Origin of the sequence: Sphingomonas sp. (assembly GCF_013812825.1) — a bacterium.
Classification (GTDB): domain Bacteria; phylum Pseudomonadota; class Alphaproteobacteria; order Sphingomonadales; family Sphingomonadaceae; genus Sphingomicrobium.
Genome location: NZ_JACCSU010000042.1, coordinates 40,288 through 62,060, shown reverse-complemented (window position 1 = coordinate 62,060; position 21,773 = coordinate 40,288). Strand labels below are relative to the sequence as shown.

The 21,773-nt window shown below is 67.4% G+C and carries 23 protein-coding genes, 1 tRNA gene and 1 pseudogene; 8 read left to right on the top strand and 17 right to left on the bottom strand.

Annotation, left to right across the window (positions count from 1 at the left end):
- The 3 genes and pseudogenes from H0T81_RS05605 to mtgA form a co-directional block, all read left to right on the top strand.
- A partial coding sequence (locus H0T81_RS05605) for a hypothetical protein (protein ID WP_294010731.1) occupies positions 1 to 712 on the top strand: 712 nt, incomplete at its 5' end.
- Between the two features lie 13 nt (positions 713 to 725).
- The gene (locus H0T81_RS05600) at positions 726 to 998 is read left to right on the top strand and encodes a hypothetical protein (RefSeq protein ID WP_294010729.1); all 273 of its coding nucleotides are present in this window, start codon (positions 726 to 728) and stop codon (positions 996 to 998) included.
- A gap of 87 nt (positions 999 to 1,085) precedes the next feature.
- A pseudogene (gene mtgA / locus H0T81_RS05595) lies at positions 1,086 to 1,814 on the top strand (monofunctional biosynthetic peptidoglycan transglycosylase); the annotation flags it as partial.
- A gap of 265 nt (positions 1,815 to 2,079) precedes the next feature.
- Here mtgA and H0T81_RS05590 read toward each other — a convergent pair.
- The gene (locus H0T81_RS05590; protein WP_294010726.1) at positions 2,080 to 2,346 is read right to left on the bottom strand and encodes a hypothetical protein; all 267 of its coding nucleotides are present in this window, start codon (positions 2,344 to 2,346) and stop codon (positions 2,080 to 2,082) included.
- Between the two features lie 174 nt (positions 2,347 to 2,520).
- Here H0T81_RS05590 and H0T81_RS05585 point away from each other — a divergent pair, with 174 nt between their 5' ends.
- Entirely contained in the window at positions 2,521 to 3,171 is a 651-nt protein-coding gene (locus H0T81_RS05585; protein WP_294010724.1) for a hemerythrin domain-containing protein, read from the top strand.
- Between the two features lie 10 nt (positions 3,172 to 3,181).
- Here the strand turns inward: H0T81_RS05585 and dnaE are convergent, their stop codons facing one another.
- The 5 genes from dnaE to proS form a co-directional block, all read right to left on the bottom strand.
- Positions 3,182 to 6,688 (bottom strand): DNA polymerase III subunit alpha, encoded by a 3,507-nt coding sequence (dnaE, locus tag H0T81_RS05580; protein WP_294010722.1) that lies wholly within the window; start codon positions 6,686 to 6,688, stop codon positions 3,182 to 3,184.
- A 75-nt stretch (positions 6,689 to 6,763) separates the two neighbouring features.
- Positions 6,764 to 7,708: a hypothetical protein gene (locus H0T81_RS05575; RefSeq protein WP_294010720.1), complete on the bottom strand. Its 945-nt coding sequence runs from the start codon at positions 7,706 to 7,708 to the stop codon at positions 6,764 to 6,766.
- A 36-nt stretch (positions 7,709 to 7,744) separates the two neighbouring features.
- A complete protein-coding gene (locus tag H0T81_RS05570) occupies positions 7,745 to 8,452 on the bottom strand; it encodes an ABC transporter ATP-binding protein (protein WP_294010718.1) in 708 nt (235 codons plus the stop codon).
- Positions 8,445 to 9,695, bottom strand: a complete 1,251-nt coding sequence (locus H0T81_RS05565; protein ID WP_294010715.1) for a lipoprotein-releasing ABC transporter permease subunit — start codon at positions 9,693 to 9,695, stop codon at positions 8,445 to 8,447. Before H0T81_RS05565 ends, H0T81_RS05570 begins: the two co-directional genes overlap by 8 nt.
- Positions 9,692 to 11,014, bottom strand: coding sequence for a proline--tRNA ligase (gene proS / locus H0T81_RS05560; RefSeq protein WP_294010714.1), 1,323 nt, complete (start codon positions 11,012 to 11,014; stop codon positions 9,692 to 9,694). Before proS ends, H0T81_RS05565 begins: the two co-directional genes overlap by 4 nt.
- 400 nt (positions 11,015 to 11,414) lie before the next feature.
- On the opposite strand from proS, the gene H0T81_RS05555 reads away from it, so the two are divergent.
- On the top strand, positions 11,415 to 11,645 hold the full coding sequence (locus H0T81_RS05555) for a WGxxGxxG family protein (RefSeq protein ID WP_294010711.1): 231 nt from the start codon (positions 11,415 to 11,417) through the stop codon (positions 11,643 to 11,645).
- A 20-nt stretch (positions 11,646 to 11,665) separates the two neighbouring features.
- Here H0T81_RS05555 and H0T81_RS05550 read toward each other — a convergent pair.
- Positions 11,666 to 11,742: transfer RNA gene (locus H0T81_RS05550), tRNA-Met, on the bottom strand.
- A 150-nt stretch (positions 11,743 to 11,892) separates the two neighbouring features.
- On the opposite strand from H0T81_RS05550, the gene H0T81_RS05545 reads away from it, so the two are divergent.
- Complete coding sequence (locus H0T81_RS05545) at positions 11,893 to 12,318, top strand: DUF3775 domain-containing protein (RefSeq protein ID WP_294010709.1); 426 nt, start codon at positions 11,893 to 11,895, stop codon at positions 12,316 to 12,318.
- Here H0T81_RS05545 and H0T81_RS05540 read toward each other — a convergent pair.
- Genes H0T81_RS05540 through H0T81_RS05530 form a run of 3 tightly spaced genes read right to left on the bottom strand, consistent with a single transcriptional unit; the run spans position 12,315 to position 15,338 of the window.
- On the bottom strand, positions 12,315 to 12,818 hold the full coding sequence (locus tag H0T81_RS05540; protein ID WP_294010707.1) for a 2'-5' RNA ligase family protein: 504 nt from the start codon (positions 12,816 to 12,818) through the stop codon (positions 12,315 to 12,317). The genes H0T81_RS05545 and H0T81_RS05540 overlap by 4 nt on opposite strands.
- Positions 12,803 to 13,366 (bottom strand): PRC-barrel domain-containing protein, encoded by a 564-nt coding sequence (locus H0T81_RS05535; protein WP_294010705.1) that lies wholly within the window; start codon positions 13,364 to 13,366, stop codon positions 12,803 to 12,805. The genes H0T81_RS05540 and H0T81_RS05535 overlap by 16 nt, the downstream gene beginning before the upstream one ends.
- A gap of 31 nt (positions 13,367 to 13,397) precedes the next feature.
- Complete coding sequence (locus H0T81_RS05530; protein ID WP_294010702.1) at positions 13,398 to 15,338, bottom strand: potassium transporter Kup; 1,941 nt, start codon at positions 15,336 to 15,338, stop codon at positions 13,398 to 13,400.
- A gap of 179 nt (positions 15,339 to 15,517) precedes the next feature.
- On the opposite strand from H0T81_RS05530, the gene ald reads away from it, so the two are divergent.
- Together ald and H0T81_RS05520 are read left to right on the top strand one after the other, a co-directional pair.
- On the top strand, positions 15,518 to 16,621 hold the full coding sequence (ald, locus tag H0T81_RS05525) for an alanine dehydrogenase (protein WP_294010700.1): 1,104 nt from the start codon (positions 15,518 to 15,520) through the stop codon (positions 16,619 to 16,621).
- Positions 16,622 to 16,685: 64 nt separating this feature from the next.
- The gene (locus H0T81_RS05520; RefSeq protein ID WP_294010698.1) at positions 16,686 to 16,910 is read left to right on the top strand and encodes a DUF3072 domain-containing protein; all 225 of its coding nucleotides are present in this window, start codon (positions 16,686 to 16,688) and stop codon (positions 16,908 to 16,910) included.
- Here H0T81_RS05520 and H0T81_RS05515 read toward each other — a convergent pair whose 3' ends face one another.
- The 7 genes from H0T81_RS05515 to ccmC all read right to left on the bottom strand — a co-directional run bounded on the left by H0T81_RS05515 (position 16,911) and on the right by ccmC (position 21,762).
- Entirely contained in the window at positions 16,911 to 17,522 is a 612-nt protein-coding gene (locus H0T81_RS05515) for a tetratricopeptide repeat protein (RefSeq protein WP_294010696.1), read from the bottom strand.
- The gene (locus tag H0T81_RS05510; protein WP_294010694.1) at positions 17,519 to 17,920 is read right to left on the bottom strand and encodes a cytochrome c-type biogenesis protein; all 402 of its coding nucleotides are present in this window, start codon (positions 17,918 to 17,920) and stop codon (positions 17,519 to 17,521) included. Before H0T81_RS05510 ends, H0T81_RS05515 begins: the two co-directional genes overlap by 4 nt.
- A gap of 77 nt (positions 17,921 to 17,997) precedes the next feature.
- Positions 17,998 to 18,525: a DsbE family thiol:disulfide interchange protein gene (locus H0T81_RS05505; protein WP_294010691.1), complete on the bottom strand. Its 528-nt coding sequence runs from the start codon at positions 18,523 to 18,525 to the stop codon at positions 17,998 to 18,000.
- Positions 18,522 to 20,474, bottom strand: a complete 1,953-nt coding sequence (locus H0T81_RS05500) for a heme lyase CcmF/NrfE family subunit (protein WP_294010688.1) — start codon at positions 20,472 to 20,474, stop codon at positions 18,522 to 18,524. Before H0T81_RS05500 ends, H0T81_RS05505 begins: the two co-directional genes overlap by 4 nt.
- A 9-nt stretch (positions 20,475 to 20,483) precedes the next feature.
- Entirely contained in the window at positions 20,484 to 20,924 is a 441-nt protein-coding gene (gene ccmE, locus H0T81_RS05495; protein WP_294010685.1) for a cytochrome c maturation protein CcmE, read from the bottom strand.
- On the bottom strand, positions 20,921 to 21,049 hold the full coding sequence (ccmD, locus tag H0T81_RS05490; RefSeq protein ID WP_294010683.1) for a heme exporter protein CcmD: 129 nt from the start codon (positions 21,047 to 21,049) through the stop codon (positions 20,921 to 20,923). The genes ccmE and ccmD overlap by 4 nt, the downstream gene beginning before the upstream one ends.
- Positions 21,046 to 21,762, bottom strand: coding sequence for a heme ABC transporter permease CcmC (gene ccmC / locus H0T81_RS05485; RefSeq protein ID WP_294010680.1), 717 nt, complete (start codon positions 21,760 to 21,762; stop codon positions 21,046 to 21,048). Before ccmC ends, ccmD begins: the two co-directional genes overlap by 4 nt.
- Positions 21,763 to 21,773: the final 11 nt, after the last annotated feature.

Genomic DNA, 21,773 nt, shown 5'->3' with positions numbered 1-21,773 from the left:
GCTCAAGAAAGCGATCAGCGTTCGCCCCACCGAGTGCGGCTGCGAACGCCAGGCCTATGGCGACTTCCTCGCCTCGGTGGGCCGGATGGAGGAAGCGGTGGGGCAGTACGAGCGGGCTCGGGCCATGCGGCCGCTGGCGCCGTTCAGCAATGTCCGCTTTGCCCAGGCGCTTTACGTCGTCGGCCGCAATGACGAGGCGGACCGCATCCTGGCCGACACGCTCAAGCTGTGGCCCGACGCGACCTCGCTTCGATTGCTCGAAATGAAGTCGGCGCTGTGGACGCGCCGCTACGACGAGGCGATCGCCGTGCTCGACGATTCCGACCTGCCGCTGACCAGCACGCAGCGCGAGACCCTGACCGCCGCGTTCCAGGCGCTGAAATCGCAGGACTCGGGCTTGCGTTCAAAATCGGTCGCGGAACTCGAACGCTTCGCGGCCGACCCGCGCTACAACGACCGGCTGGTCGTCGGCACGCTTGCCGCGCTTGGCGCCCGGGAAGCCGCGCTCAAGGCCGCCGCGAACCTGGTTCGAACCCGCGGGCTGTTCGACGCCGAAGTGCTCTTTGAGCCCAATTTGGCGGCGGCGCGCGCGGAGCCCGCCTATGCCCAGCTCGTCCGCCAGCTGGGGCTGACGGCCTACTGGCGGGCGGCGCGCAACGCGCCCGACATCTGCCGGGATTCAGCCAAGCCAAGCTTCTGCTCCATTGCATGAGGGGAAATTGACGATGAAACGACTGATGCTGCTGTTCGCGCTTGGCGCCGCCGCCTGCGAGCGTGAAAATGCGGAAAGCGCGGCCGTGCCGGCACCGGCGGCGCCCGACGCGATGCTGCCCGGGACGGCTCCGGCGCAACAATCGGCGAGCGTCGTCCCGAAACCCAAGGACCAGGCGCAGCTCGATCGAATGATCCTCGCCGGCTATACTCCGCACGGCGAGCATCTCCATCCGCCCGGAGTCAACCAATGCCCGCTGACCAAGGGCAGCGAAGCCGTGATGTAAAGCGGGCTCGAGCGGGGGGTAGGACCGGCCCAGCGCACGCGCCGGGTCGAAATTGCGTTGTGAATGACCGCTCGCTAGGGCGCGCCGATGGCCCGGCGACCGCAGTCCAATATCCCCCGCTACAAGCGGCGGCGTCCGCGCTCCTGGCCGCGCCGGATCTTCGGCTGGATCGTCAAGGCGGTGCTGATCTTCCTCCTCGGCTCGCTGCTATGGGTGCTCGCCTATCGCTTCATCAACCCGCCGATCACCGCAACCATGCTCGGCGACGTCATGGCCGGGCGAGGCGCGGCTCGCGACTGGATGCCGATCAAACGCATCGACCGCGACATGGTCCGGGCCGCGATCGCCGGCGAGGACAGCAAGTTCTGCAGCCACAACGGCTTCGACCTCGACGCCATCGAGGAGGCGATGCAGCGCAATGCCAGCGGCGGGCGGATCCGCGGCGGCTCGACGATCAGCCAGCAGACCGCGAAGAACGCCTTTTTGTGGCAGGGCGGCGGCTATTTCCGAAAGGGGCTCGAGGCCTGGTTCACACTGCTGATCGAGGCGATGTGGCCCAAGCAGAGGATCATGGAGGTTTATTTGAACCTCGCCGAGACCGGCCTCGGCACCTATGGAGTGAACGCCGGCTCCCAGCGCTATTTCGGCCATGATGCGAGCGCCATGAGCCGTACCGAGGCGGCCCGGATCGCCGCCGTGCTGCCATTGCCAAAGAAGCGCGGAGCGGTCGCTCCCAAGGGCTTCACCAGGCGCTACGGCGGAACCATCGCGGCGCGCGTCGGAGTGGTCGCGCGCGATGGGCTCGACGCCTGCGTCTATCAGGGCATCGCTCCGCCCCGAGACCAGGCGCCGCCGCCGAGCCGGGCGCCGCAGCGGTTGCCCGGCGAGGAATATGAGACCGCGAGGCAGTTACCGCCGCTCGAAGACGTGGTTCAGGAATTGCCGGCGGCCACGGACGAGCCGCTCTTGCCGCAAGAACCCGCGGAGAATGTCGGGAACGGGGCTGCCCCCGAAGCACCTCCGGCAGAGCTGCCGCCGCCCGAGGAGCCCGCCAACAGCCTTTGACCATCCCGAGCCAGTTTCAGGAGCCGGCCCACTCCTCGGCTTTCTCGAGAATGGTCAGCTCGCGAATGAGCTCGTCGACGCTTTGGGTCAGCTCGGGCAGGAAAGTGATCTGGTGGCGCGCGCCGCGGTAGGATTCGGCCATCAGGATGGCGTCGACCAGGATTGGAACGACCAGCCCCTCGGGGTCGTCGAGCTCGGCGAGGCGCTGCAGCTTGGCCAGGACCTTGCGCCGGGCGGCCGCAGGATCCGAGGTCGCCTCGACGCGTCCGATACGCCAATTCATGCGGGTCTCCGCCAAAGCGCCCAAGATAGCTTGCGGAATTCGGGCGGATAGCTCGGGCTGGCCGATATGCGGAGCGGCCCGGCGCAGCCGCCCAGGGGATTCCCTTCGCCCAAGTGGAACAGCCCCCTCGACCCGCCCGTTGAGACTCGCGAACCAAATCATGGAGGAATCGACATGGCGACCCGTACCCAGAACCGCAGTTCGAACCAGCGCTCCAACGGCGCAAAGAGTGGCGGCAACAGCGGTCAAGCCAGCCGCGGCGACAGCGCTTTCTCATGGGGGAAGAACGGCGGCGGTGCATTGTTGGGAGCGGCGCTGGCCGGAGCAGCGATCGGCCTTGCCGCCAACTTCGGCCGAAAGTTCCTGACCCACAGCCTGTCCGGCGCCAGCGGCGACTGGGACGAGGTGCTGGCCACCGAGCACGACATGGCGCTGGCGATCTTCGACAAGATGCTCGCCACTGACGAGACCCAGACCTTCAAGCGCAGCATGCTGTTGATGAAGCTGACCCACGCGCTCGACAAGCATGCCCACGAGGAGGAGATGGTCGTCTATCCGGCGCTTCGCGAGGCCAACGAGGCTCACGACGCCGACGCGCTCGAGGGCGAGCACGGCTACGTGAAGACCTTCATCTACGAGCTCAATCAGATGGGCACCGATGCTCCCAACTGGCTCGATAAGGTCCGCGAGTTCCGGGCGCTGGTCCAGAAGCATGCGCACATGGAAGAAGAAGAAGTGTTCCCGCGCTTCAAGGAGCGGATGAGCGAGGAGCAGAACGCGAGGATCACCAGCCTCGTCAACCGCGACGGCTTCTGGCAGGCGTAACCAGCCGGCTTTAGCCGACCAGCGCGAGCTTGGGCGGCTCCTGGACCGACAGGTCGACGCTGCCCTCGCCCGTCACCCGCTCGATGCGCGCGGCCAGTTCGGCGTCAAGCAGATAATCGCGGCCGGCCAGGATCACCGCCTCGCCGCCGCCGGCCAGCGGAACGATGAAGCGGATCGCGCCGGTTCCGCCGCGGGCGCCGGTCAGCTCGCGCGCCAGGCGCAGGATCGCGTCGCCGTCGGGCACCCGGACATTCATCTGCAAACGAGTGCGTCTGGCCAGCGCGTCCAGTGGTTGGAAGCGCTTGATCGTCACTCGCGGAACCTCGTCGCCGGGACGCCGGTCGAGCTCGACGCTCATCAGCCCGCAGCCAACCGACCGCGCCGCCGCCTCGAGAGCCGCGCACGGTTCCTCGTCGAACGCGGTCGCGACATATTGGCCCGATGAGTCGCTGAGCGTCGCCATCAGATAGCGGCGGCCGCGGGCCGAGGTGCGCCAGCGCGCTTCCTCGACAAGGCCGGCGATGGTCGAGGTCGAGCGGCTGCCGTCGGCCGGCACCGGGATAGAGGCCAGCTCGGCGAAGCTCTTGACCTTGTGGGCGGCCAGCAGATGCCGCTGCGCGTCGACCGGATGGGCCGAGAAATAAAAGCCGAACGAATCGTGCTCGGCGGCCATTCGTTGGGCGAGCGTCCAGGTCGCGTCGCGCGGCATCCGGATCGGCGCGACCCCCGCGTGGGCGTCGCCGCCGAACAGCCCGCCCTGCCCGCTCTCGCGCTGGTCGGCGGCGGTGGCGGCATGGGCGAGAATGGTCTCGGCGGCGGCGAACACCGCCGCTCGGTCGCCTGTTTGCTGATCACAAGGGATGATCGAGTCGAACGCTCCGGCTCCGGCGAGGCTCTCGATCTGGCGGCGGTTGAGCAAGCGAGGATCGATGCGCGCGGCGAAATCATCGAGGCTGGCGAACGGGCCTCCTGCCTCGCGCTCGGCGACCAGCGTCTCCATCGCTTTCCCGCCCACTCCCTTGAGCGCACCCAGAGCGTAGCGCACGGCCTCCCCTTCCACCGCGAAATTGGCGCGGCTGGAGTTGATGTCCGGGGGCAGGCAATCGACCCCGGCGTGCCGCATGTCCTCGACGAACAAAGCGAGCTTGTCGGTCTGGGCCATGTCGAAGCTCATCGACGCGGCGTAGAATTCAGGGCGGTGATGGGCCTTCAGCCAGGCGGTCTGATAGGCGACCACCGCGTAGGCGGCCGCGTGGCTCTTGTTGAAGCCGTAGCCGGCAAATTTGTCGATCAAGTCGAACAGCTCGCTGGCTTTCTCGGCCGAGATGCCGTGAACCGCCGCCCCCTCGACGAAGCGGCTGCGCTGGGCGTCCATCTCGCTTTGGATCTTCTTGCCCATCGCTCGCCGCAGAAGATCGGCCTCGCCGAGGCTGTAGCCGGCGAGCACCTGCGCCGCCTGCATCACCTGCTCCTGGTAGACGAAGATGCCGTAGGTTTCCTCGAGCACCTCCTCGAGCATCGGGTGCGGGTAGGCGATCGGCACTCGGCCGTTCTTGCGGTCGCCGAACATGCCGATGTTGTCCATCGGCCCTGGCCGGTAGAGCGAGACCAGAGCGACGATATCCCCGAAGCTGGTCGGCCGGACCGCGGCGAGGGTTCGCCGCATGCCTTCGGATTCGAGCTGAAACACGCCGACCGTGTCGCCGCGCTGGAGCAGCTCGAACACCTCGGGATCGTCCCATTTGAGCGCGGCCAGATCGACGTTGACGCCCTGCTGGGCGAGCATCTCGCGCCCGCGCTCGAGCACCGAAAGCGTCTTCAAACCCAGGAAGTCGAACTTCACCAGCCCCGCGGCCTCGACATATTTCATGTCGAACTGGGTGACCGGCGTTTCCGAGCGCGGGTCGCGGTACAGCGGCACCAGCTCGTCCAGCGGCCGGTCGCCGATCACCACCCCAGCGGCGTGGGTCGAGGCGTGGCGCGGCAGGCCTTCGAGCTTCATCGCCAGGTCGAACAGCCGCTTGACGTCGGGCTCGTTGCGGTACTCCGCGGCGAGCTCGGAGACGCCGTTGAGGCAGCGTTCGAGAGTCCACGGGTCCGTCGGGTGGTTGGGAATCAGCTTGGCGAGCCGGTCGACCTGGCCGTAGCTCATCTGCAGCACTCGGCCGGTGTCCTTGAGAACCGCGCGGGCTTTCAACCGGCCGAAGGTGATGATCTGGGCGACCCGGTCACGTCCGTACTTGCGCTGGACATAGGCGATCACCTCGTCGCGGTGGGTTTCGCAAAAGTCGATGTCGAAATCGGGCATCGACACACGCTCGGGGTTGAGGAAGCGCTCGAACAGCAGGTTCAGCTCGATCGGGTCGAGGTCGGTGATGGTCAGCGCCCAGGCGACCAGCGAGCCGGCGCCCGAGCCGCGACCCGGGCCGACCGGGATGCCCTCGCCCTTCGCCCATTTGATGAAGTCGGCGACGATCAGGAAGTAGCCGGCAAAGCCCATTCCGGTGATCACGTCGAGCTCGAACTCGAGGCGCTCGCGGTAGTGCCGGAATGGGTCCCCCTCCCCGTTCGGAATTTTTGGGAGGCGCTCGAGCCGATCGTTCAGACCCGCATGCGCGTCGCGGCGCAGAGTCTCGTCCTCGTCCTCGGACAGGCGCGGCAGGATCGGCTGGCGCTTGGGCGCGGCGATCGCGCAGCGCTGGGCGATCACCGAGCTGTTGGCGAGCGCCTCGGGCAGGTCGGCGAACAATTCGGCCATCGCCGCGCCGTCCTTGAGCCAGGCTTGCGGCGACGAGCTTATTCGCTCGGCGCTTTCGAGATAAGCCGAGTGCGCAATGCACAGCATCGCATCGTGAGCGGCGTGGAAGCTGGGGTCGGTGTAGGCGGCGGGGTTGGTGGCGACCAGCGGCAGGTCGCGGTCGTAGGCAAGCTCGACCAGCGCCGCTTCGGCGGCTTCCTCGACGCGATCGCCGCGGCGGCTGAGCTCGATATACAGCCGCTCGGGGAACAGAGCCTGGAGCCGGTCGAGATAGTCGCTCGCCTTGGCAGCCTGCCCGTCGGCAATCAGCCGGGCGAGCGCGCCTTCCGAGCCCGCGGTCAGTGCGACCAGCCCTTCGCTTCGGCCCTCGAGCGCCGACCAGGCGACGTGCGGCTCCTCGGACAAGGGGCGGTCGAGGTGAGCCGCGGAAACCAGCTTGCACAGGTTTGCGTAACCTGGCTCGTCCTTGGCGAGCAGCACCAGCCAGTCGAGCAGCTCGCGCTCGTCCTGAGCCTGTCGAAGGGCGCCGATCTCGGCCGGCCGAGCCACCGCCAGCATCGCGCCGATGATCGGCTGCACGCCTTTGGCCGCGCAGGCGTCGCTGAACGGCATCGCCGCATAAAGGCCGTTGCGGTCGGTGAGCGCGATCGCCGGGAAGCCGAGCATCGCCGCGCGCTCGGCGATGGTCTTGGGCTCCATCGCGCCTTCGAGCATGGTGAAGCACGACAGGTTGCGGAGCGGAACGTAGGGCGCGGTCACGCGGGCACTATGGGGCCTTCACCACTCGAGGAAAACCGCGCGGTGCGATGTTTTCCACAACTGATTGCCGGCTGGTCAGCGCCCCCGCCAGTGGCCCGCCATGATATCGCGGATTTCCCGAATCCGCCCGCGGTAGGTCTCGGCGATGCAGCCGTTGGACGGGCAATTGTCGCGGTAGCGCAGGAAATCGCTTCTGGTTCGCTGGAGCAGCGACCGCTGGCGCGAATCGGCCTGGGCCATGGCGGAATTGAATTGCGCCGCCATCTGGCGATCCAGCGCCGCCAATCCACCGTCGTTGCAGACCGCGATCTCGCCCCGGCTGCGCGCGAAGCGGCAGTTGAAGCTCGGGCTGGCCGTTGCGGGTGGCCGAGACGGCTGCGGCGGCGGCGGTCGGGTGTCCTGCGGCGGCGGCGGCATTGTGGCCGGCGGCCGCGATGGCGGCGGCTCGGCGGTGAGCGGTGGCAGGGTCGGATCGCTTGGATCTGCCGGGGCCAGCGGCTGCCCGGCCGCTGAGCCGACTCGGGCGAGGGTCGCGAGCGGGGTGATGATCGAGTCGGCGCCGCTCACGGTCAGCACGTCGCCGCTGCCGTCGGCGGCCGGCTGGATTGCGTAGCCGATGTTGGCGGTCAGAGTGCGGCGGCCGCCGACCACCGCAACTCCCGGGGGCAGGTCCAGCGCCAACGAACCGGCGCAAGTGATCGTGCCAAGCTCCTCGTCGTGGCTGCGCAGCATCGGAGCGTCCATCCGCACCACCGAATAGGCCGCGAGCCGGTCGAACGCCGCCTGGTCGCTGCCGCGAACCTCGGCGGCCCGGCGAAACAGCTCGCGCTTGATCAGATCATACGTCTTTTGGGAACCGCAGCGCTTCTCCGGATCGCTGGCGTCGACCTCGCCGGTGACCTGCGCGTCGGACAATCTGTCGGTGTTCGTTCGGGTCGCCCCGGTGAAAACGTAGATGATCAGGAGCAGCAGCAGGGCACCCGCGAGCAGGGCTATCGCCGTTGGGTTCAGGCGTCGCATGGGGGCGCTAACGCGCCGCTGCTGTGTCAGGTCCAATCATTCGAGCCGGCCGTCATGGAGACGCAGGACTCGGTCCATCTTGCCAGCGATCCGCTCGTTGTGGGTCGCCACCAGCGCCGCGCTGCCCTCACCTCGGACGAGTTGGAGGAATTCGCCGAAGACAACGTCGGCGGTCGCCTCGTCGAGGTTGCCGGTCGGCTCGTCGGCCAGCACCAGCGGCGGCCGGTTGGCGAGCGCCCGCGCAACCGCCACGCGCTGCTGCTCGCCGCCCGACAGCTTCGCGGGGCGGTGCGTGAGGCGCCCGCCAAGCCCAAGCTTGGTCAGCAACTCATCGGAGCGAGTGCGCGCGGCGTCGACCTCGGCGCCGCGGATCAGCACCGGCAGCATGACATTCTCGCGAGCGTCGAAATCAGGCAGCAGATGGTGAAACTGATAGACGAACCCCAACGCCTCGCGGCGAAGCCGCGTGCGCTGGTCGTTGTCGAGTTCGGAGGCTTCGCGGCCGACAATCCGGATCGAGCCTTCAAAGCCGCCCTCGAGCAGCCCGACCGCCTGCAGCAAGGTCGACTTGCCCGACCCGGACGGCCCGAGAAGCGCGACGATCTCTCCCGGCCGGACCTCGAGATCGACCCCGCGAAGCACCTCGATGGTGACGTCGGCCTGGGTGAAGCTGCGCTTGAGCTGGTGGGTCTTGAGGACCGGCGTCGCGGCCTCGCGGAGCCGTTCGAGAGACTCCTCACTCATAGCGCAGCACCTGCACTGGGTCGGTGCTCGCCGCCTTCCAGGCCGGGTAGAGCGTTGCCAGGAACGACAGGATGAGCGCTATCAACACGATCGCCGTCACCTCGAACGGGTCCGTCTTGGACGGCAATTCGGACAGGAAGCGGACCGACGGGTCCCACAAATTCTGGCCGGTCATCGCCTGGATCACGTCGACCACGCCCTGGCGGAAGAACAGGAAGATCGCGCCGAGGATCAGGCCAAGGACGATGCCGAGCGAGCCGATAATCACCCCGACGGTGACGAAGACCTTCATCATCCCCTGCCGGCTGGCGCCCATCGTCCGGAGGATGGCGATGTCGCGGGTCTTGGCCCGCACCAGCATGATCAGCGACGACAGGATGTTGAACACCGCGACCAGCACGATCAGCGACAGCACCACAAACATCGCGATCCGCTCGATTTCCAGCGCCTCGAACAGCGCGGAGTTCATCTGACGCCAGTCGACGATGATTCCGCGGCCGCGGACCACCGGCTCGAGCGGTGCGAGGATCTCGTGCACCCGGTCGGGATTGGTCGTCTGGATTTCGATCATCCCGACCTCGTCGCCCAGCATCAACAGCGTTTGGGCGTCTTCCATCGGCATGACGACGAACGCCTTGTCGTAATCATAGACGCCGACCTCGAACGTCGCTCCGACGGTGTAGGAGACGATCCTCGGCACGGTGCCGACGACCGTCGAACGACCCTCGGGGCTGATCAGCGCGATCTCGCTGCCTGGAAAGGCGCCGAGCATCTCGGCGAGCCTGGAGCCGATCGCGATACGGCCGCTGCCGGGGGTAACCGAGCGCAGGTCGCCGGACTTGACGTTGTCGTTGATGGTCCGGTTCGACCGCAGGTCCTGGATTCGCATTCCGCGCACCAGCACGCCTTCGACCCGACCATTGGCAGAGGCCATCAAGGGCTGTTCAATCAGCGGAAGCGCGGAGGTCACCCCGGGCGTCTTGCGCGCGGCGTCGGCGATCTGCTGCCAGTTGGATAGCCGCCCGTCGTAACCCTGGACGATGGCATGGCCGTTCAAGCCGACGATCTTGTCGAACAGCTCGGCCCGAAAGCCGTTCATGACGCTCATGACGATGATCAAGGCGGCGACGCCGAGCGCGACCGCCATCAGGCTGATCGCGGCGACCAGGAAGATGAAGCCTTCGCCCTTGCCCGGAAGCAGATAGCGGCGGGCGATCATCCGCTCGTAGCGGTTGAGGATCATGCGGCCAGCCTCGCGAATGCGGAATCGAGGCTCAGTTCCTCGCGCTCGCCGGTGCGGCGGTTCTTGAGCTCGACCGTGCCGCAGGCGATCCCACGCGGCCCCAGGATCACCTGCCAGGGCAGGCCGATCAGGTCCATCGAGCCGAGCTTGACCCCGCCGCGCTCGTCGCGGTCGTCGTACAGAGTCTCGACGCCCGCCGCGGTCAGGTCGGCGTAGAGCCGGTCGGCGGCGACGAGGGTCGGTTCGTCGTCGGCGCGCATGGTGACTAGCCCGACCCGCCACGGAGCGACTGCTTCGGGCCAGACGATGCCATTGTCGTCGTGGCTGGCCTCGATGATCGCCCCAACGAGCCGCGACACTCCGACACCGTAGCTGCCCATGTGCGGAGTCACCATCGAGCCGTCCGATCCAGACACCTTCAGGCCCATCTTCTCGCTGTAGAGCTGGCCGAAATTGAAGATATGGCCGACCTCGATGCCGCGGCCGGTGCGGCGGCGCTCGTCGGGAACCTTGGCCCACAGCGCTTGATCGTGAGTCTCATCCGTGGCCGCGTAGGTCGAGCTGACCTGCTCGAACAGGCCGTGAAGCCCGGCCTCGTCGGAATAGTCGAGGTCGGCGCGGTTCCAGTCGATCTGCTCGAACGCGGAATCGTAGAACACCTCGCTCTCGCCGGTCGGGGCGAGGACGATGAACTCGTGCGAAAGATCGCCGCCGATCGGTCCCGATGCCGCTTTCATCGGCACCGCCTGGATGCCCATCCGCTGGAAGGTGCGCAAATAAGCGAGCAGCTGCGTGTAATAGCTCAGCCGGGCGCCGCCCTCGTCGAGGTCGAAGGAATAGGCGTCCTTCATCAGGAACTCGCGGCCGCGCATCACGCCGAAGCGCGGGCGGACCTCGTCGCGGAACTTCCACTGGATATGATAGAGCGTTCGCGGCAGGTCGCGGTAGCTCTTGACGTCGTCGCGGAAGATCGCCGTCAGCATCTCCTCGTTGGTCGGGCCGTAGAGCATCTCGCGGTCGTGGCGGTCCCGGATCCGAAGCATCTCCGGCCCGTAGGCGTCGTAGCGGCCGCTTGTCCGCCACAGTTCGGCCGGCTGCAGGGTCGGCATCAGCATTTCGATCGCTCCGGCGCGGTCCTGCTCCTCGCGGACGATCTGCTCGATCTTCTTGAGGACCCGGAAGCCGAGCGGCAGCCAGGCATAGATGCCAGCCGCGGTCTGCCGAACGAGACCGGCGCGCAGCATCAGCTTGTGGCTGACGATCTGGGCGTCCGACGGGCTTTCCTTGAGGACGGGCAGGAAACAGCGGGAGACTCGCAAGTGATGGATGCCTTCCGGCTGTTGCTGTTGGCTGCGGCGCCTTCCCCTAAGGCGGCGGATTGGCCAACGCAATGCGGAGGCCAGCGGCCTCGGGCGCGATGGCGCTGTGTCTCGCCCGACACAGCGGCTGTGGAAAAGTCGCCCGAACAGCCGTGCACAGGTGACAAGGCCGCGAATGCAGGATTAGCGTTTCAAGGGGGCGAGTGATTTTCAGTCGTCACGCAGGACGCCCGGACCGCAAGTCGGTCCGGGCGTTTCCTTTTGCCGGGACAAGGCGAGTTGCGAGCAGCCTCCATTTACCGATCCAGCGTCGTTCGGCGTGCGGAACAGTTCCGTGCCCAAATCCGTTGCGATTTTGCGCCTTCATCGCAATTACGCGGATGCGAACGGGAGGACGGAAATGCGCAACAAGTTGATTCTCGCGGCCCTTCTCGCGGCGACCGCGGCAGGCCCGCCGGCGCTCGCCCAGAACCAGGATGTGGGCGGCATTCCGACCGAGACGCAGCGGCGCCTCGCCAAAGGGGATGCCGGGATTCCGTGGGACCTGATCGGGTTGTTCGGGGTGCTCGGCCTTCTCGGCCTGCGCCGGCGCCACCCCGACGACAGCTATCACCCATCCCCGCTCGATTAGGGCGAACGGAGGGGACGAGGTGGTAGCGGAGGAGGGACTTGAACCCCCGACACGCGGATTATGATTCCGCTGCTCTAACCAGCTGAGCTACTCCGCCCCAGCAAATTTCCGCGGCATGTCGCGGGGCTTGACGACTGTTCCCGCCGTGGCGGGAGCGGCGGCGGATATAGGTCGCGCCATGCTGCCGGTCAACGCGAGGAACCGCTTACCCCTGCCCTCGTTGAGCGAGCGAATGGAGGCCGCTTGAATGGACCCGCTGACCCCGCTCGACACCCTGTGCCGGATCGTCCTTCGGGCGCGAGAATATGAAGCCCAGACGCCGACCAACTATGACGGCGACGAAACAGCGGACAATGTCGACGACGACGAGGAGGGCGCGCTGTCGGTGCTCGACGACACCATCAACGACAGCGTCGAAGAGGAATTGAAGGCGATTCTCGAGGACCTCGGCGAGGACCAGCTGGCCGAGGTGGTCGCTTTCTGCTGGGTCGGCCAGGGCACCTACGACGTCGCCGACTGGGACGAGGCGATGGAGGAAGCGACCGCGCTCGTCACCGGCGGAAGCGACGCGGCGATCGACGAATTGCTCGACATGCCGATGCTGGCCTCCGTTCTCGAAGCCGGACTCGCCGCGTTCGAGTTGAGCTGCAACGGCGTCGGCGACGTCAGCTAGCCGCGGAACTTCCACACCCCGAGCGTTTCCCACGGGCCGGCGAGGTAGCGATGCAGCCCGAGCCCGGCGATGCGCAGCGGCCGCGGCCGAAATTCACGCTCGAGCGAATAAAGAAGCTGACGCGCGACCTTGGGAGCGACCTTGTTCTGGATCGTGACGTGCGGTTTCCATCCGCGCGAATCCTGCGCTCCGAGAAGCCCGTGGAGGTCGTCGGCGAGTTCGTCACGGAGCGCCTCGAGCTCGTCCGAAACAACCCGGAAGGCAACCCCGCCGCCCAGATCCATGACCCCGGCGATACGGGCGGGCGGAGCCGGACCGGCAGAATGGCCGGCAAGCCGCCCTCGGACCTCATCCTCGGCGGACGGAGCAAGCGCGTGGAACATGGTCAGATGCGCCGGCACCCGGTTGCGCTCCGGCGGGTAATGGCGACGGCGAAGCGCGTCGAGCCAGGCGAAATCCTCGGAGCCCAGCTCGGCGGTGACGATCAGCGCGCCGGCCATTCGTCCTTCGGAACGGGGTCAAGCCTGCAGAATCGAGCCGCGTCGAGGCGGGTGACGACCGCATCGTCGTCGACATGCAGCTCGTTCCAAGGGAGCCGGCGCAAATGCTCGCCGGCGCCCGCGAACCCGCCCTCGGAAACCATCACATAGGCGATCCGTCCGCTTCGGCAGCCGGCCATCGCATCGACGCAGCTGCCGAGGTCGGAGGTTCCGGATCGAACCTTGGCGCCGGCCAGCAGCGACACCGGGAACAGGTCTTCGCCGGGCGCCGAGTGGCTCGCCCGGGCGGCCGCGCGCGATCCGTCCTCGACCCGCGCCTGACGGCCGAGCCAGCGCCAGATGCCGAACAGATTGAGGAACGTCAGGGCGATGTTGGTCCACACCAACGCTATCTGGTCGCTCGCCAGGCCGACCCCCAGCCAGGCGAGCGAGCCGACCGTGAAGATGATAAATCCGTAGCCGGTGATTCGAGCGCCGAGGTTGGAGGCAACGATCGAGGCGGCGGTGACGGTCGCGATCGTCGCGACCCACGAAAGGCTGGTTTCCATGGCCGCGCAACCCGCAGCGCGGCGCGAAAGTTCAGATTTCGAGCTGGCTTCCGAGCTCGACGACCCGGTTGGTCGGAAGCTTGAAGAATTCCATCGCGCTTTCGGCGTTGCGAAGCATCCAGGCAAACAGTTTTTCGCGCCACAGCGCCATGCCGGGGTTCGCCGACGGCAGCAGGGTCTGGCGGGCAAGGAAGAAGCTGGTGTCCATCATCTTGCAGATCGGCCCGCAATTCTTCGCCTTGGCCAGGGCCGCCGGCACATTGACTTCCTCCATGAAGCCGTAGCGCAGCTTCAGCCGGTAGAAGCCCGAGCCATAATCGTGGGTTTCGACGCGCTTGTCCTCCGGCACATAAGGCACGTCCTCGATCCGCACGGTCAGCAGGATCACCCGCTCATGGAGCACCTTGTTGTGCTTGAGGTTGTGGAGCAGCGCGTGCGGAACTCCACTCCCCGAGCTGGTCATGAACACCGCGGTGCCGGGGACTCGGGCGGCGCTTCCAGCGGCCGACTTGATGAAGATCTCCATCGGCAGGCTCGCCTCGGCCATCCGGTCGATCATCAGCTTGCGGCCCTTCGCCCAGGTGGTCAGCAAGGTGAAGGCAACCGCCCCGACGAGCAGCGGGAACCAGCCACCGTCGGGCACCTTGAGCAAATTGGCTGAGAAATAGAGCAGGTCGATGGTGAAGAAGACGGCCAAGAGCGCGATCGCGACGACCCGGTTCCACTTCCACATCATCAGCAGCACGACCGCGATCAGCACCCCGTCGATCAGCATCGCACCGGTGACCGCGATACCATAGGCGGCAGCGAGGTTGGACGACGATCCGAAAGTGATGACCAGCAGGATCACCATCACCATCAGCGCCCAGTTGATCACCGGTATGTAGATCTGGCCGGCGGCGCGCTCGCTGGTGTGGGTGATGCGAAGCCGGGGCATGAAGCCTAGCTGGATCGCCTGCTGGGTGACCGAAAAGGCGCCGGAGATCACCGCCTGGCTAGCAATGATCGTCGCCAAGGTCGCCAGCAGCACCAGCGGCAGGCGAAGCACGTCGGGGGCGAGATAGAAAAACGGGTTTTTGACCGTCTCGACCGCGTCGGCTGGCGACTGCGCCATCAGCATCGCCGCCTGCCCCATGTAGTTGAGCAGCAGCGCCGGCATGACGAAATAGATCCACGCGACGCGGATCGGCCGCCGGCCGAAATGGCCCATGTCCGCGTACAGCGCCTCGGCACCGGTTACCGCCAAGACCACCGACCCCATCGCGATAAACGCGCGCGTCGGCTCCTGGATGTAGAAGTTGAGCGCGTTGAACGGGTTGATCGTATTCCACAGCACGGCCGGATGATCGGCGATGTGCATTGAGCCGAGCACCGCCAGAGTCACGAAATAGATGACCATCACCGGGCCGAACAGCGAGCCGACCTTGGCCGTGCCGCGCGACTGGATCGCGAACAGGCCGACGAGAATCCCGATCGCTACCGGGATCACGAACGGCTCGAAGCGAGCCTCGACGGTGGTCAGCCCCTCCACCGCCGACAGCACCGAGATGGCCGGGGTAATCATCGAATCGCCGTAAAACAGGGCGGTCGCGAACACTCCCAGAAGGACGATGCCGGCGGTCCAGCGCTTCTCGCCGCCGACCGAGCGGTTGATCAGCGCCAGCAATGCCAGACTGCCGCCCTCACCCTTGTTGTCGGCGCGCATGATGACGGACAGATATTTCGTCGTGACGATGATCATCATCGACCAGAAGATCAGGCTGAGGACGCCGTAGATGTGGAGCTGGTCGGGAGCGAGGGTATGATGCCCCGCGAAGGTCTCGCGGAACGCGTAGATCGGCGAGGTGCCGATATCCCCGTAGACAATTCCGACCGCTCCGAGCGCCAGCTTGTGCAGAGGCCCGTGCGCGTGCCCATGGGACACGTCGTGCGGCGCGTCCGCCTCGGCGCCTCCCGTCGCAGTGATGTTCATGCTGTGATGTTCTGCCTGAACCGTCCGCGCGTGCGCATTTGTTCGAGTGCCCCTGCCGCGCCACGAGAGCAGCGGCGCGCCGCCCTAGCACCGCGAATCCATGGCTGCAATCTAGCGGGACAAGGGCGAATGGCGCGTCTATAGCGCGGCGCGAACATGACTTCCGGAGCGGGGAATCGATGCGCATTGGGGTGCCCAGGGAAATCAAGAACCACGAATATCGGGTGGGCCTCACTCCCGCGTCGGTCGCCGAGCTGGTTGCCGCCGGGCACGAAGTGGTGGTCGAGACCAGGGCCGGCAACGGCATCGACTGCCCCGACGCCGCGTACCGGAAAGGCGGAGCGGAAATCCTTCCCGATGCGGCGGCCGTGTTCAAAGCCGCCGACATGATCGTCAAGGTGAAGGAGCCGCAGCCGCAGGAAATCGCGCTTCTCGAGCCCCGGCATATCCTGTTCACCTACCTCCATTTGGCGGCCGACAAGCCGCAGGCCGAGGGGCTGATGAAATCGGGCGCGACCTGCATCGCCTATGAGACGGTGACCTCGCGCTCGGGCGCTCTGCCGCTCTTGAAGCCGATGAGCGAGGTCGCGGGCCGGATGTCGATCCAGGTTGGCGCCCACTATCTCGAAAAGGAGCAGGGCGGCCGCGGAGTGCTGCTCGGCGGAGTGCCGGGAGTCGCCCCGGCCAGCGTCGCAATCCTCGGCGGGGGAGTCGCCGGGGTCAATGCGGCGCAGATGGCGGTCGGGATGCGCGCCGACGTCACCATCTACGACATTTCCAACGAGCGCCTGGCCGAGCTCGACATGTTCTTCGGCAGCCAGATCAAGACCGCATATGCGTCGCGGAGCGCAATCGCCAGCGCGGTCCAGAAAGCCGAGCTGGTAATCGGAGCCGTGCTGGTGCCCGGCGCCGCCGCGCCCAAGCTGGTGACCCGCGAGATGCTCAAGACGATGAAGCGCGGCAGCGTCATCGTCGACATCGCCATCGACCAGGGCGGCTGCTTCGAGACCAGTCACGCGACCACCCACGACGACCCCGTCTACGAGGTCGAGGGAGTGATCCATTACTGCGTCGCCAACATGCCCGGCGCCGTGTCGCGGACCAGCGCGTTCGCGCTCAACAATGCGACCCTGCCCTTCGCTCTGAAGATCGCCAATCTCGGCGCCGAGGAGGCGATGCGCGCCGACCCGCACCTCGCCAACGGCGTCAATGTGTCCAATGGCAAGATCCGCCACGAGGCGGTTGCCGAGGCGCTCGAGCTGGACTTCGAGGCCGCCGCCTAGCAGCGGAACATTAGAAGAACAGACGCGTTGGCTCGGCTGTTCAAGCAGTTGAAAAGGTGCGGCAATGTCCGAGCGAATTCCCGACGACCCGAAGCAGCATCCGGTCGGCAATGCGGTCAAGGATCCCGAGGACTGGGTGAGCGGCGACGAGGCGATGACCGGAGCCCAGGCCTCCTATTTGCAGACCCTGTCCGAAGAGGCCGGCGCGGAGTTCGACCCGTCGCTCAGCAAGGCCGAGGCATCCAAGCGGATCGACGAACTGCGCGAGAAAACCGGGCGCGCCGACTGACTATCGTCGCGCTGATGACTCGAGAGCGGCGATCGCGTCCTCGACCAGCGGCCGCCAACCCGCGTCGGCCGGCGCTTCGGCCAGGATCTGACGCCACATGACGATCGCCCCTGCCCGGTCCCCCGACCGCGCCAGCGCAAGGCCGAAGAAGAACCGCGCCGCCGGATGCCCGGGCGCAAGCTCAACGGCGCGCTCGTAAGCGAGCTGGGCAGCCGGAGTCAGCACTCCGGAATGATCGACCAGCGCGTTGCCCAGACCCACCCAAAGCACCGGGTCGTTGGGATATTCGCGCACCGCCGAGCGCAGCAGCCCGGCGGCGTCGGCGGTCCTCCCCTTGCGAGCCATCGAGTCCGCCATCAGCAACCAGTGCCCCGTCCGGGTGAACTGGCCGAAGAAGGCGTTGCGCGCGCCGGTCAGCGGGAGCACCTCGCGAGACGTCGCCGTTGCACGCGGTGACCCGGCCAGGCCCGGGCGGCCCTGCAGCGCGTAGCCGGCCGCTCCGACCAGCAAAGCCGCCGCGCCGAGCTGGAGCATCGGACCGCGCAGGCCCAGCAGCCGGAAAGCGCCGAGGCCGAGCACGACCAGCGCAATGAGGATCAGCCAGCCGCTCATCCGCGCCTCAGCTTGATGCGCTTGCGAACCAGCAGCGCCCCGAGCAGCAGCAGGACCAGCGGGGCAAGCCACAGCGGCCAGCCGACCGGCTCGGCCGGTGGGCGATAGCTGATCCAGTGGCCGTAACGCTCGACCAGCCAGGAGCGGATCGCGCGGGGTTTCTCGCCGGCGGCGATCCGGGTGCGCACCAGGTGCCGCATGTCGCCGGCAATCTCCGCGTCGGAATCGGCGATCGACTGGCCTTGGCAGACCAGGCAGCGAAGCTCCTCCATCAGCGCCCGGGCGCGGGCTTCCTGGCGCGGGTCCGGCAGTTGGCGGTTGGCCCACTCAGCCGGCGGAAGCGACGAGTCGGCGAGCGCCGGCTGCGCGGCGAGCAAGGCCAACACCAACCCCAACACCGTTCGTATCGAGCGCAGCGAAGCGTAGTCGAGATACGTCCCTCGACTTCGCTCGGGACGAACGCAGGGGTGGAAAATCACCTCGCTTTCTCCAGCTCGGCGAGGATCGCCAGCACGTCGGACGGCTGGATCGGGCCGACGTGCTGGTGACGAATCCTGCCGCGGCCATCGATGACGTAGCTCTCCGGCACCCCGGACGAACCGAGGGCGAGCTGGACTCGGCTGTTGTCGTCCGAGCCGATGCGGTCGAACGGGTCGCCATGCCGGGCGAGGAACTCGGCGACGTCCTCGGGCCGGTCACGGATGGCGATCGCGTCGATCGCGACCCCCCGGTCCTTGAGCTGCAGCAGCAACGGCGCCTCGGCGATGCACGGCACGCACCAGCTGGCGAACACATTGAGCAGGCGCGGCTGGCCCTTCGCGAGGTCGGCGGACGCAAGGCCGGGCTTGCCCGGAAGCGCCGGCGGAAGCATGAACTCGGGCACCGGCTTGCCGGCGAGGCGCGAGCGGATGGTCGTGTCCTCGGGATTGGCGAGGCGCCAGACCAGCGCTGCCAGCACGAGGCCAAGCAAGATGATCGGTGCGAGACGCAGCCACTTGCTCATGCGTAGCGCTCCCGGCGCCAGGCGCGCTCGCCACGCGCCTCCCGAGCGCCGGGTCTCGTGCGCCAGGCGCGCAACCCTCGGCCGGCGAGCGCCAGCAGTCCGCCCAGGGCGATCAGGACGCCGCCAAGCCAGATCAAGGTGACCAGCGGCTTCCACCATAACCGGAGCTGCCAGCGCCCCTCCCCGTCCGGCTTGCCGATCACCGTGTAGAGCTGGCCGCGCAGCATGGTGTCGATCGCCGCCTCGTTGGTTTCGGTCACCGGGTCGGTGAAATAGCGGGTCTGCGGCCTCAGCACCCGAACGCCGCCGCCGCGCGAGGCTCGAAGCTCGGCCTCGACGGCCGTCCAGTTCGCCCCGACGGCCGGAGTCACGCTCTGCAGCCGGACTAGCCACGGGCCGACGCTCAACGTCTCGCCGGGCCGGGCGGCGGCGAGCTTCTCCTGGGTGAAAGCGCTGTCGGCCGCCATCCCGGCGATGGCCACGGCGACTCCGAAATGCGCGACCGCCATGCCCCAGGTGGCGAGCGGCGTGCGCCACGGATTGCGGCTGATCAGCGGGATCAGGCTGGCGGGCGCAAGCCAGGCGGCGAGCGTCAGGCCAAGCCTCGGCAGCAAGCCGATGCCGGGCGCGGCGAACAGGCTGATGACGAACGCCGCCGCGGCGACCAGTGCCGGGACCGCCAGCCGCTTGAACACCGGCCGCGGCTCGCGCCTCCAGGCGAGCAACGGCCCGACCGCGACCAACGCGGCCAGGATCAATGCGAGCGGCCCGGCGACCGTGTTGAAGTACGGCGGACCGACCGACAATTTGTCGCCGCTCGCCGCTTCGACCAGCAACGGGTAAAGCGTCCCGAAGAAGACAATCCCGAGGATCACGGTCAGCAGCAGATTGTTGACGACCAGAGCCGACTCGCGGCTTACGAGCTCGAACGGCGGGCCTTCCTTGAGAGCCGCGGCCCGCAGCGCGAACAGCAGGAATGCTGCGCCGACATAGATGCCGAGAAGCGCGAGGATGAACGTTCCGCGGGTCGGGTCGACCGCGAAGCTGTGGACCGAGGTCAGGATGCCCGAGCGGACCAGGAAGGTGCCGACCATCGACATCGAAAAGGCGATCATCGCCAGCATCATCGTCCACGCGCGCAACGCCCCGCGCGACGCGAGCACGGTGACCGAATGGAGCAGCGCCGTTCCCGCCAGCCACGGCATCAGCGAGGCGTTCTCGACCGGGTCCCAGAACCACCAGCCGCCCCAGCCGAGCTCGTAATAGGCCCAGTAGCTGCCCGCCGAGATGCCCAGCGTCAGGAGCACCCAGGCGCCGAGCACCCACGGCCGCATCGCCCGGCCAAGCGCCCGGCCGACGTCGCCGGTCAGGAGCGCTCCGACCGCGAGGCTGAACGCGACCGACAGCCCAACATAGCCCAGGTAAAGCGTCGGCGGGTGGAACGCGAGGCCGGGGTCCTGGAGAAGCGGGTTGAGCCCCCGGCCCTCGAGCGGGGCGGGATTCAGGCGCTCGAACGGGTTTGAAGCGATCAGCAGGAACGCGTAAAAGCCGAGAGCCAGAGCGCCCTGCGCTCCCAGTGCCGCGACCAGGGTGCGCTCGGCGAGACGGCGCGAGCCGGCGGCCAGAATGGCGCCCGCGAGTGCGAGCACGGTCACCCACAGCAGCATCGAGCCCTCGTGGTTGCCCCACGCCCCGGCGAGCTTATAGATGAACGGCTTGGCGCTGTGGCTGTTGGCCGCGACCAGGGCCACCGACAGGTCGGTTCGGACGAACACCCAGATCAGCATCGCCATCGCGATCAGGGTCAGCACGCCCTGGACGATCGCGACTCCGCGGATCGCGCGGGCCCCGGCGTACCAGCCGCGCAGCTCGCCGACCGTCAGCAGCAGCTGGAGCAGCGACAGCGCCGCCGCCAGCCACAAAGCCGCAAGTCCGGCCTCAGCGATCATGTTGAGCGCTCATCGCTCGAGCGTCTTCGCCGCCTTGTGCTCCGCGGCCTGATTGCCGAGCTGCGGCGGCATGTAGCGCTCGTCATGCTTGGCGAGGATCGTGTCGGCGATGAACGTGCCGCGCTGGAGGCGCCCTTCCGCAACCACTCCGCTGCCCTCGCGGAACAGGTCGGGGACGATGCCGCGGTACGAGACCGGGGTGCGCGCTTTGCCGTCGACGACGGTAAAGCGGATGCTCACGCCGTCGGCTTGTTTTTGCACCGAACCGGTCTCGACCATGCCGCCGAGCCGCATCGCCTTGCCGTCGACGGCGCCGCCGGCAGCGATGTCGGCGGGGGTGTAGAAGTAAGCCGCGCGATCCTTGAGGCCCCACATTGCGAGCAGCACGGCGGCGAGCACCGCGACCGCCGCGGCCATCACCAGGACCAGCCGCTGGTTCTTGGGCTTCATCGGCTTCTGAGCTTGTCGGCCGCGGCCTCGGCACGCCGCATCGACGCGTACGACCACAGGATCAGCCCGGTGACGGCGACGATGGTCACCGCGTAAGCGGCGACGACGAACGGCCACGGGTTCATTCGGCTGCCGAGCGGCGCAGGCGCGCCTCGACCTTGGCCTCGGCGAGCTCGGCCCGCATGCGCATCAGCGCGGCTCCAGCGAAGATCGCGGTCAGGCCGATCACGGTCAGCGGCAGCGGCCACAAGATCGAATTGTCGATGGTGGAGCCAGTGACTCCGATGCTTGGACCCTGGTGGAGAGTTCGCCACCACAGCACGGAATAATGGATGATCGGCAGGTTGATGGCACCCACCAGGCCAAAGATCGCGGCCAGCCGTCCCTCGCCGCCGCGCTGCTTTTCCGCCGAGGCCAGCGCGATGTATCCCAGATAGAGAAAAAACAGGATCAGCATCGAGGTCAGCCGGCCATCCCACTCCCACCAGGTGCCCCAGGTCGGCCGGCCCCAGATCGAGCCGGTCGCGAGGCAGACCAGTGCGAAGGTCGCTCCGGCCGGGGCGATCGCCCGGCCGGCGACCGCGGACAGCGGGTGCCGCCAGACCAGCTGGCTGATCGAGGCGGCGGCGATCCCGGCCCAGCCGGCCATGCCAAGCCACGCGGCGGGGACGTGGACGTAGAGGATGCGCACCGTTTCGCCTTGCAGATAGTCGGGCGGAGTCAGCATCAGCCCAGCCGCCATCCCGGCGGCGGCCAGCAGCAGCCCGATCGCCATCAGCCATGCGGTCGCCGGCCGGGCAATGCGCAGGAAACGGGCGGGATTGGCGAGCGCGTGCATGATCGGCGGCG

Excerpts from the sequence above, each read along its gene's own strand:
- H0T81_RS05600 (WP_294010729.1), top strand. The coding sequence starts at position 726 with ATGAAACGACTGATGCTGCTGTTCGCGCTTGGCGCCGCCGCCTGCGAG.
- H0T81_RS05590 (WP_294010726.1), bottom strand. The coding sequence starts at position 2,346 with ATGAATTGGCGTATCGGACGCGTCGAGGCGACCTCGGATCCTGCGGCC.
- H0T81_RS05585 (WP_294010724.1), top strand. The coding sequence starts at position 2,521 with ATGGCGACCCGTACCCAGAACCGCAGTTCGAACCAGCGCTCCAACGGC.
- H0T81_RS05575 (WP_294010720.1), bottom strand. The coding sequence starts at position 7,708 with ATGCGACGCCTGAACCCAACGGCGATAGCCCTGCTCGCGGGTGCCCTG.
- H0T81_RS05570 (WP_294010718.1), bottom strand. The coding sequence starts at position 8,452 with ATGAGTGAGGAGTCTCTCGAACGGCTCCGCGAGGCCGCGACGCCGGTC.
- H0T81_RS05565 (WP_294010715.1), bottom strand. The coding sequence starts at position 9,695 with ATGATCCTCAACCGCTACGAGCGGATGATCGCCCGCCGCTATCTGCTT.
- H0T81_RS05555 (WP_294010711.1), top strand. The coding sequence starts at position 11,415 with ATGCGCAACAAGTTGATTCTCGCGGCCCTTCTCGCGGCGACCGCGGCA.
- H0T81_RS05545 (WP_294010709.1), top strand. The coding sequence starts at position 11,893 with ATGGACCCGCTGACCCCGCTCGACACCCTGTGCCGGATCGTCCTTCGG.
- H0T81_RS05540 (WP_294010707.1), bottom strand. The coding sequence starts at position 12,818 with ATGGCCGGCGCGCTGATCGTCACCGCCGAGCTGGGCTCCGAGGATTTC.
- H0T81_RS05535 (WP_294010705.1), bottom strand. The coding sequence starts at position 13,366 with ATGGAAACCAGCCTTTCGTGGGTCGCGACGATCGCGACCGTCACCGCC.
- H0T81_RS05530 (WP_294010702.1), bottom strand. The coding sequence starts at position 15,338 with ATGAACATCACTGCGACGGGAGGCGCCGAGGCGGACGCGCCGCACGAC.
- ald (WP_294010700.1), top strand. The coding sequence starts at position 15,518 with ATGCGCATTGGGGTGCCCAGGGAAATCAAGAACCACGAATATCGGGTG.
- H0T81_RS05520 (WP_294010698.1), top strand. The coding sequence starts at position 16,686 with ATGTCCGAGCGAATTCCCGACGACCCGAAGCAGCATCCGGTCGGCAAT.
- H0T81_RS05515 (WP_294010696.1), bottom strand. The coding sequence starts at position 17,522 with ATGAGCGGCTGGCTGATCCTCATTGCGCTGGTCGTGCTCGGCCTCGGC.
- H0T81_RS05505 (WP_294010691.1), bottom strand. The coding sequence starts at position 18,525 with ATGAGCAAGTGGCTGCGTCTCGCACCGATCATCTTGCTTGGCCTCGTG.
- H0T81_RS05500 (WP_294010688.1), bottom strand. The coding sequence starts at position 20,474 with ATGATCGCTGAGGCCGGACTTGCGGCTTTGTGGCTGGCGGCGGCGCTG.
- ccmE (WP_294010685.1), bottom strand. The coding sequence starts at position 20,924 with ATGAAGCCCAAGAACCAGCGGCTGGTCCTGGTGATGGCCGCGGCGGTC.
- ccmD (WP_294010683.1), bottom strand. The coding sequence starts at position 21,049 with ATGAACCCGTGGCCGTTCGTCGTCGCCGCTTACGCGGTGACCATCGTC.
- ccmC (WP_294010680.1), bottom strand. The coding sequence starts at position 21,762 with ATGCACGCGCTCGCCAATCCCGCCCGTTTCCTGCGCATTGCCCGGCCG.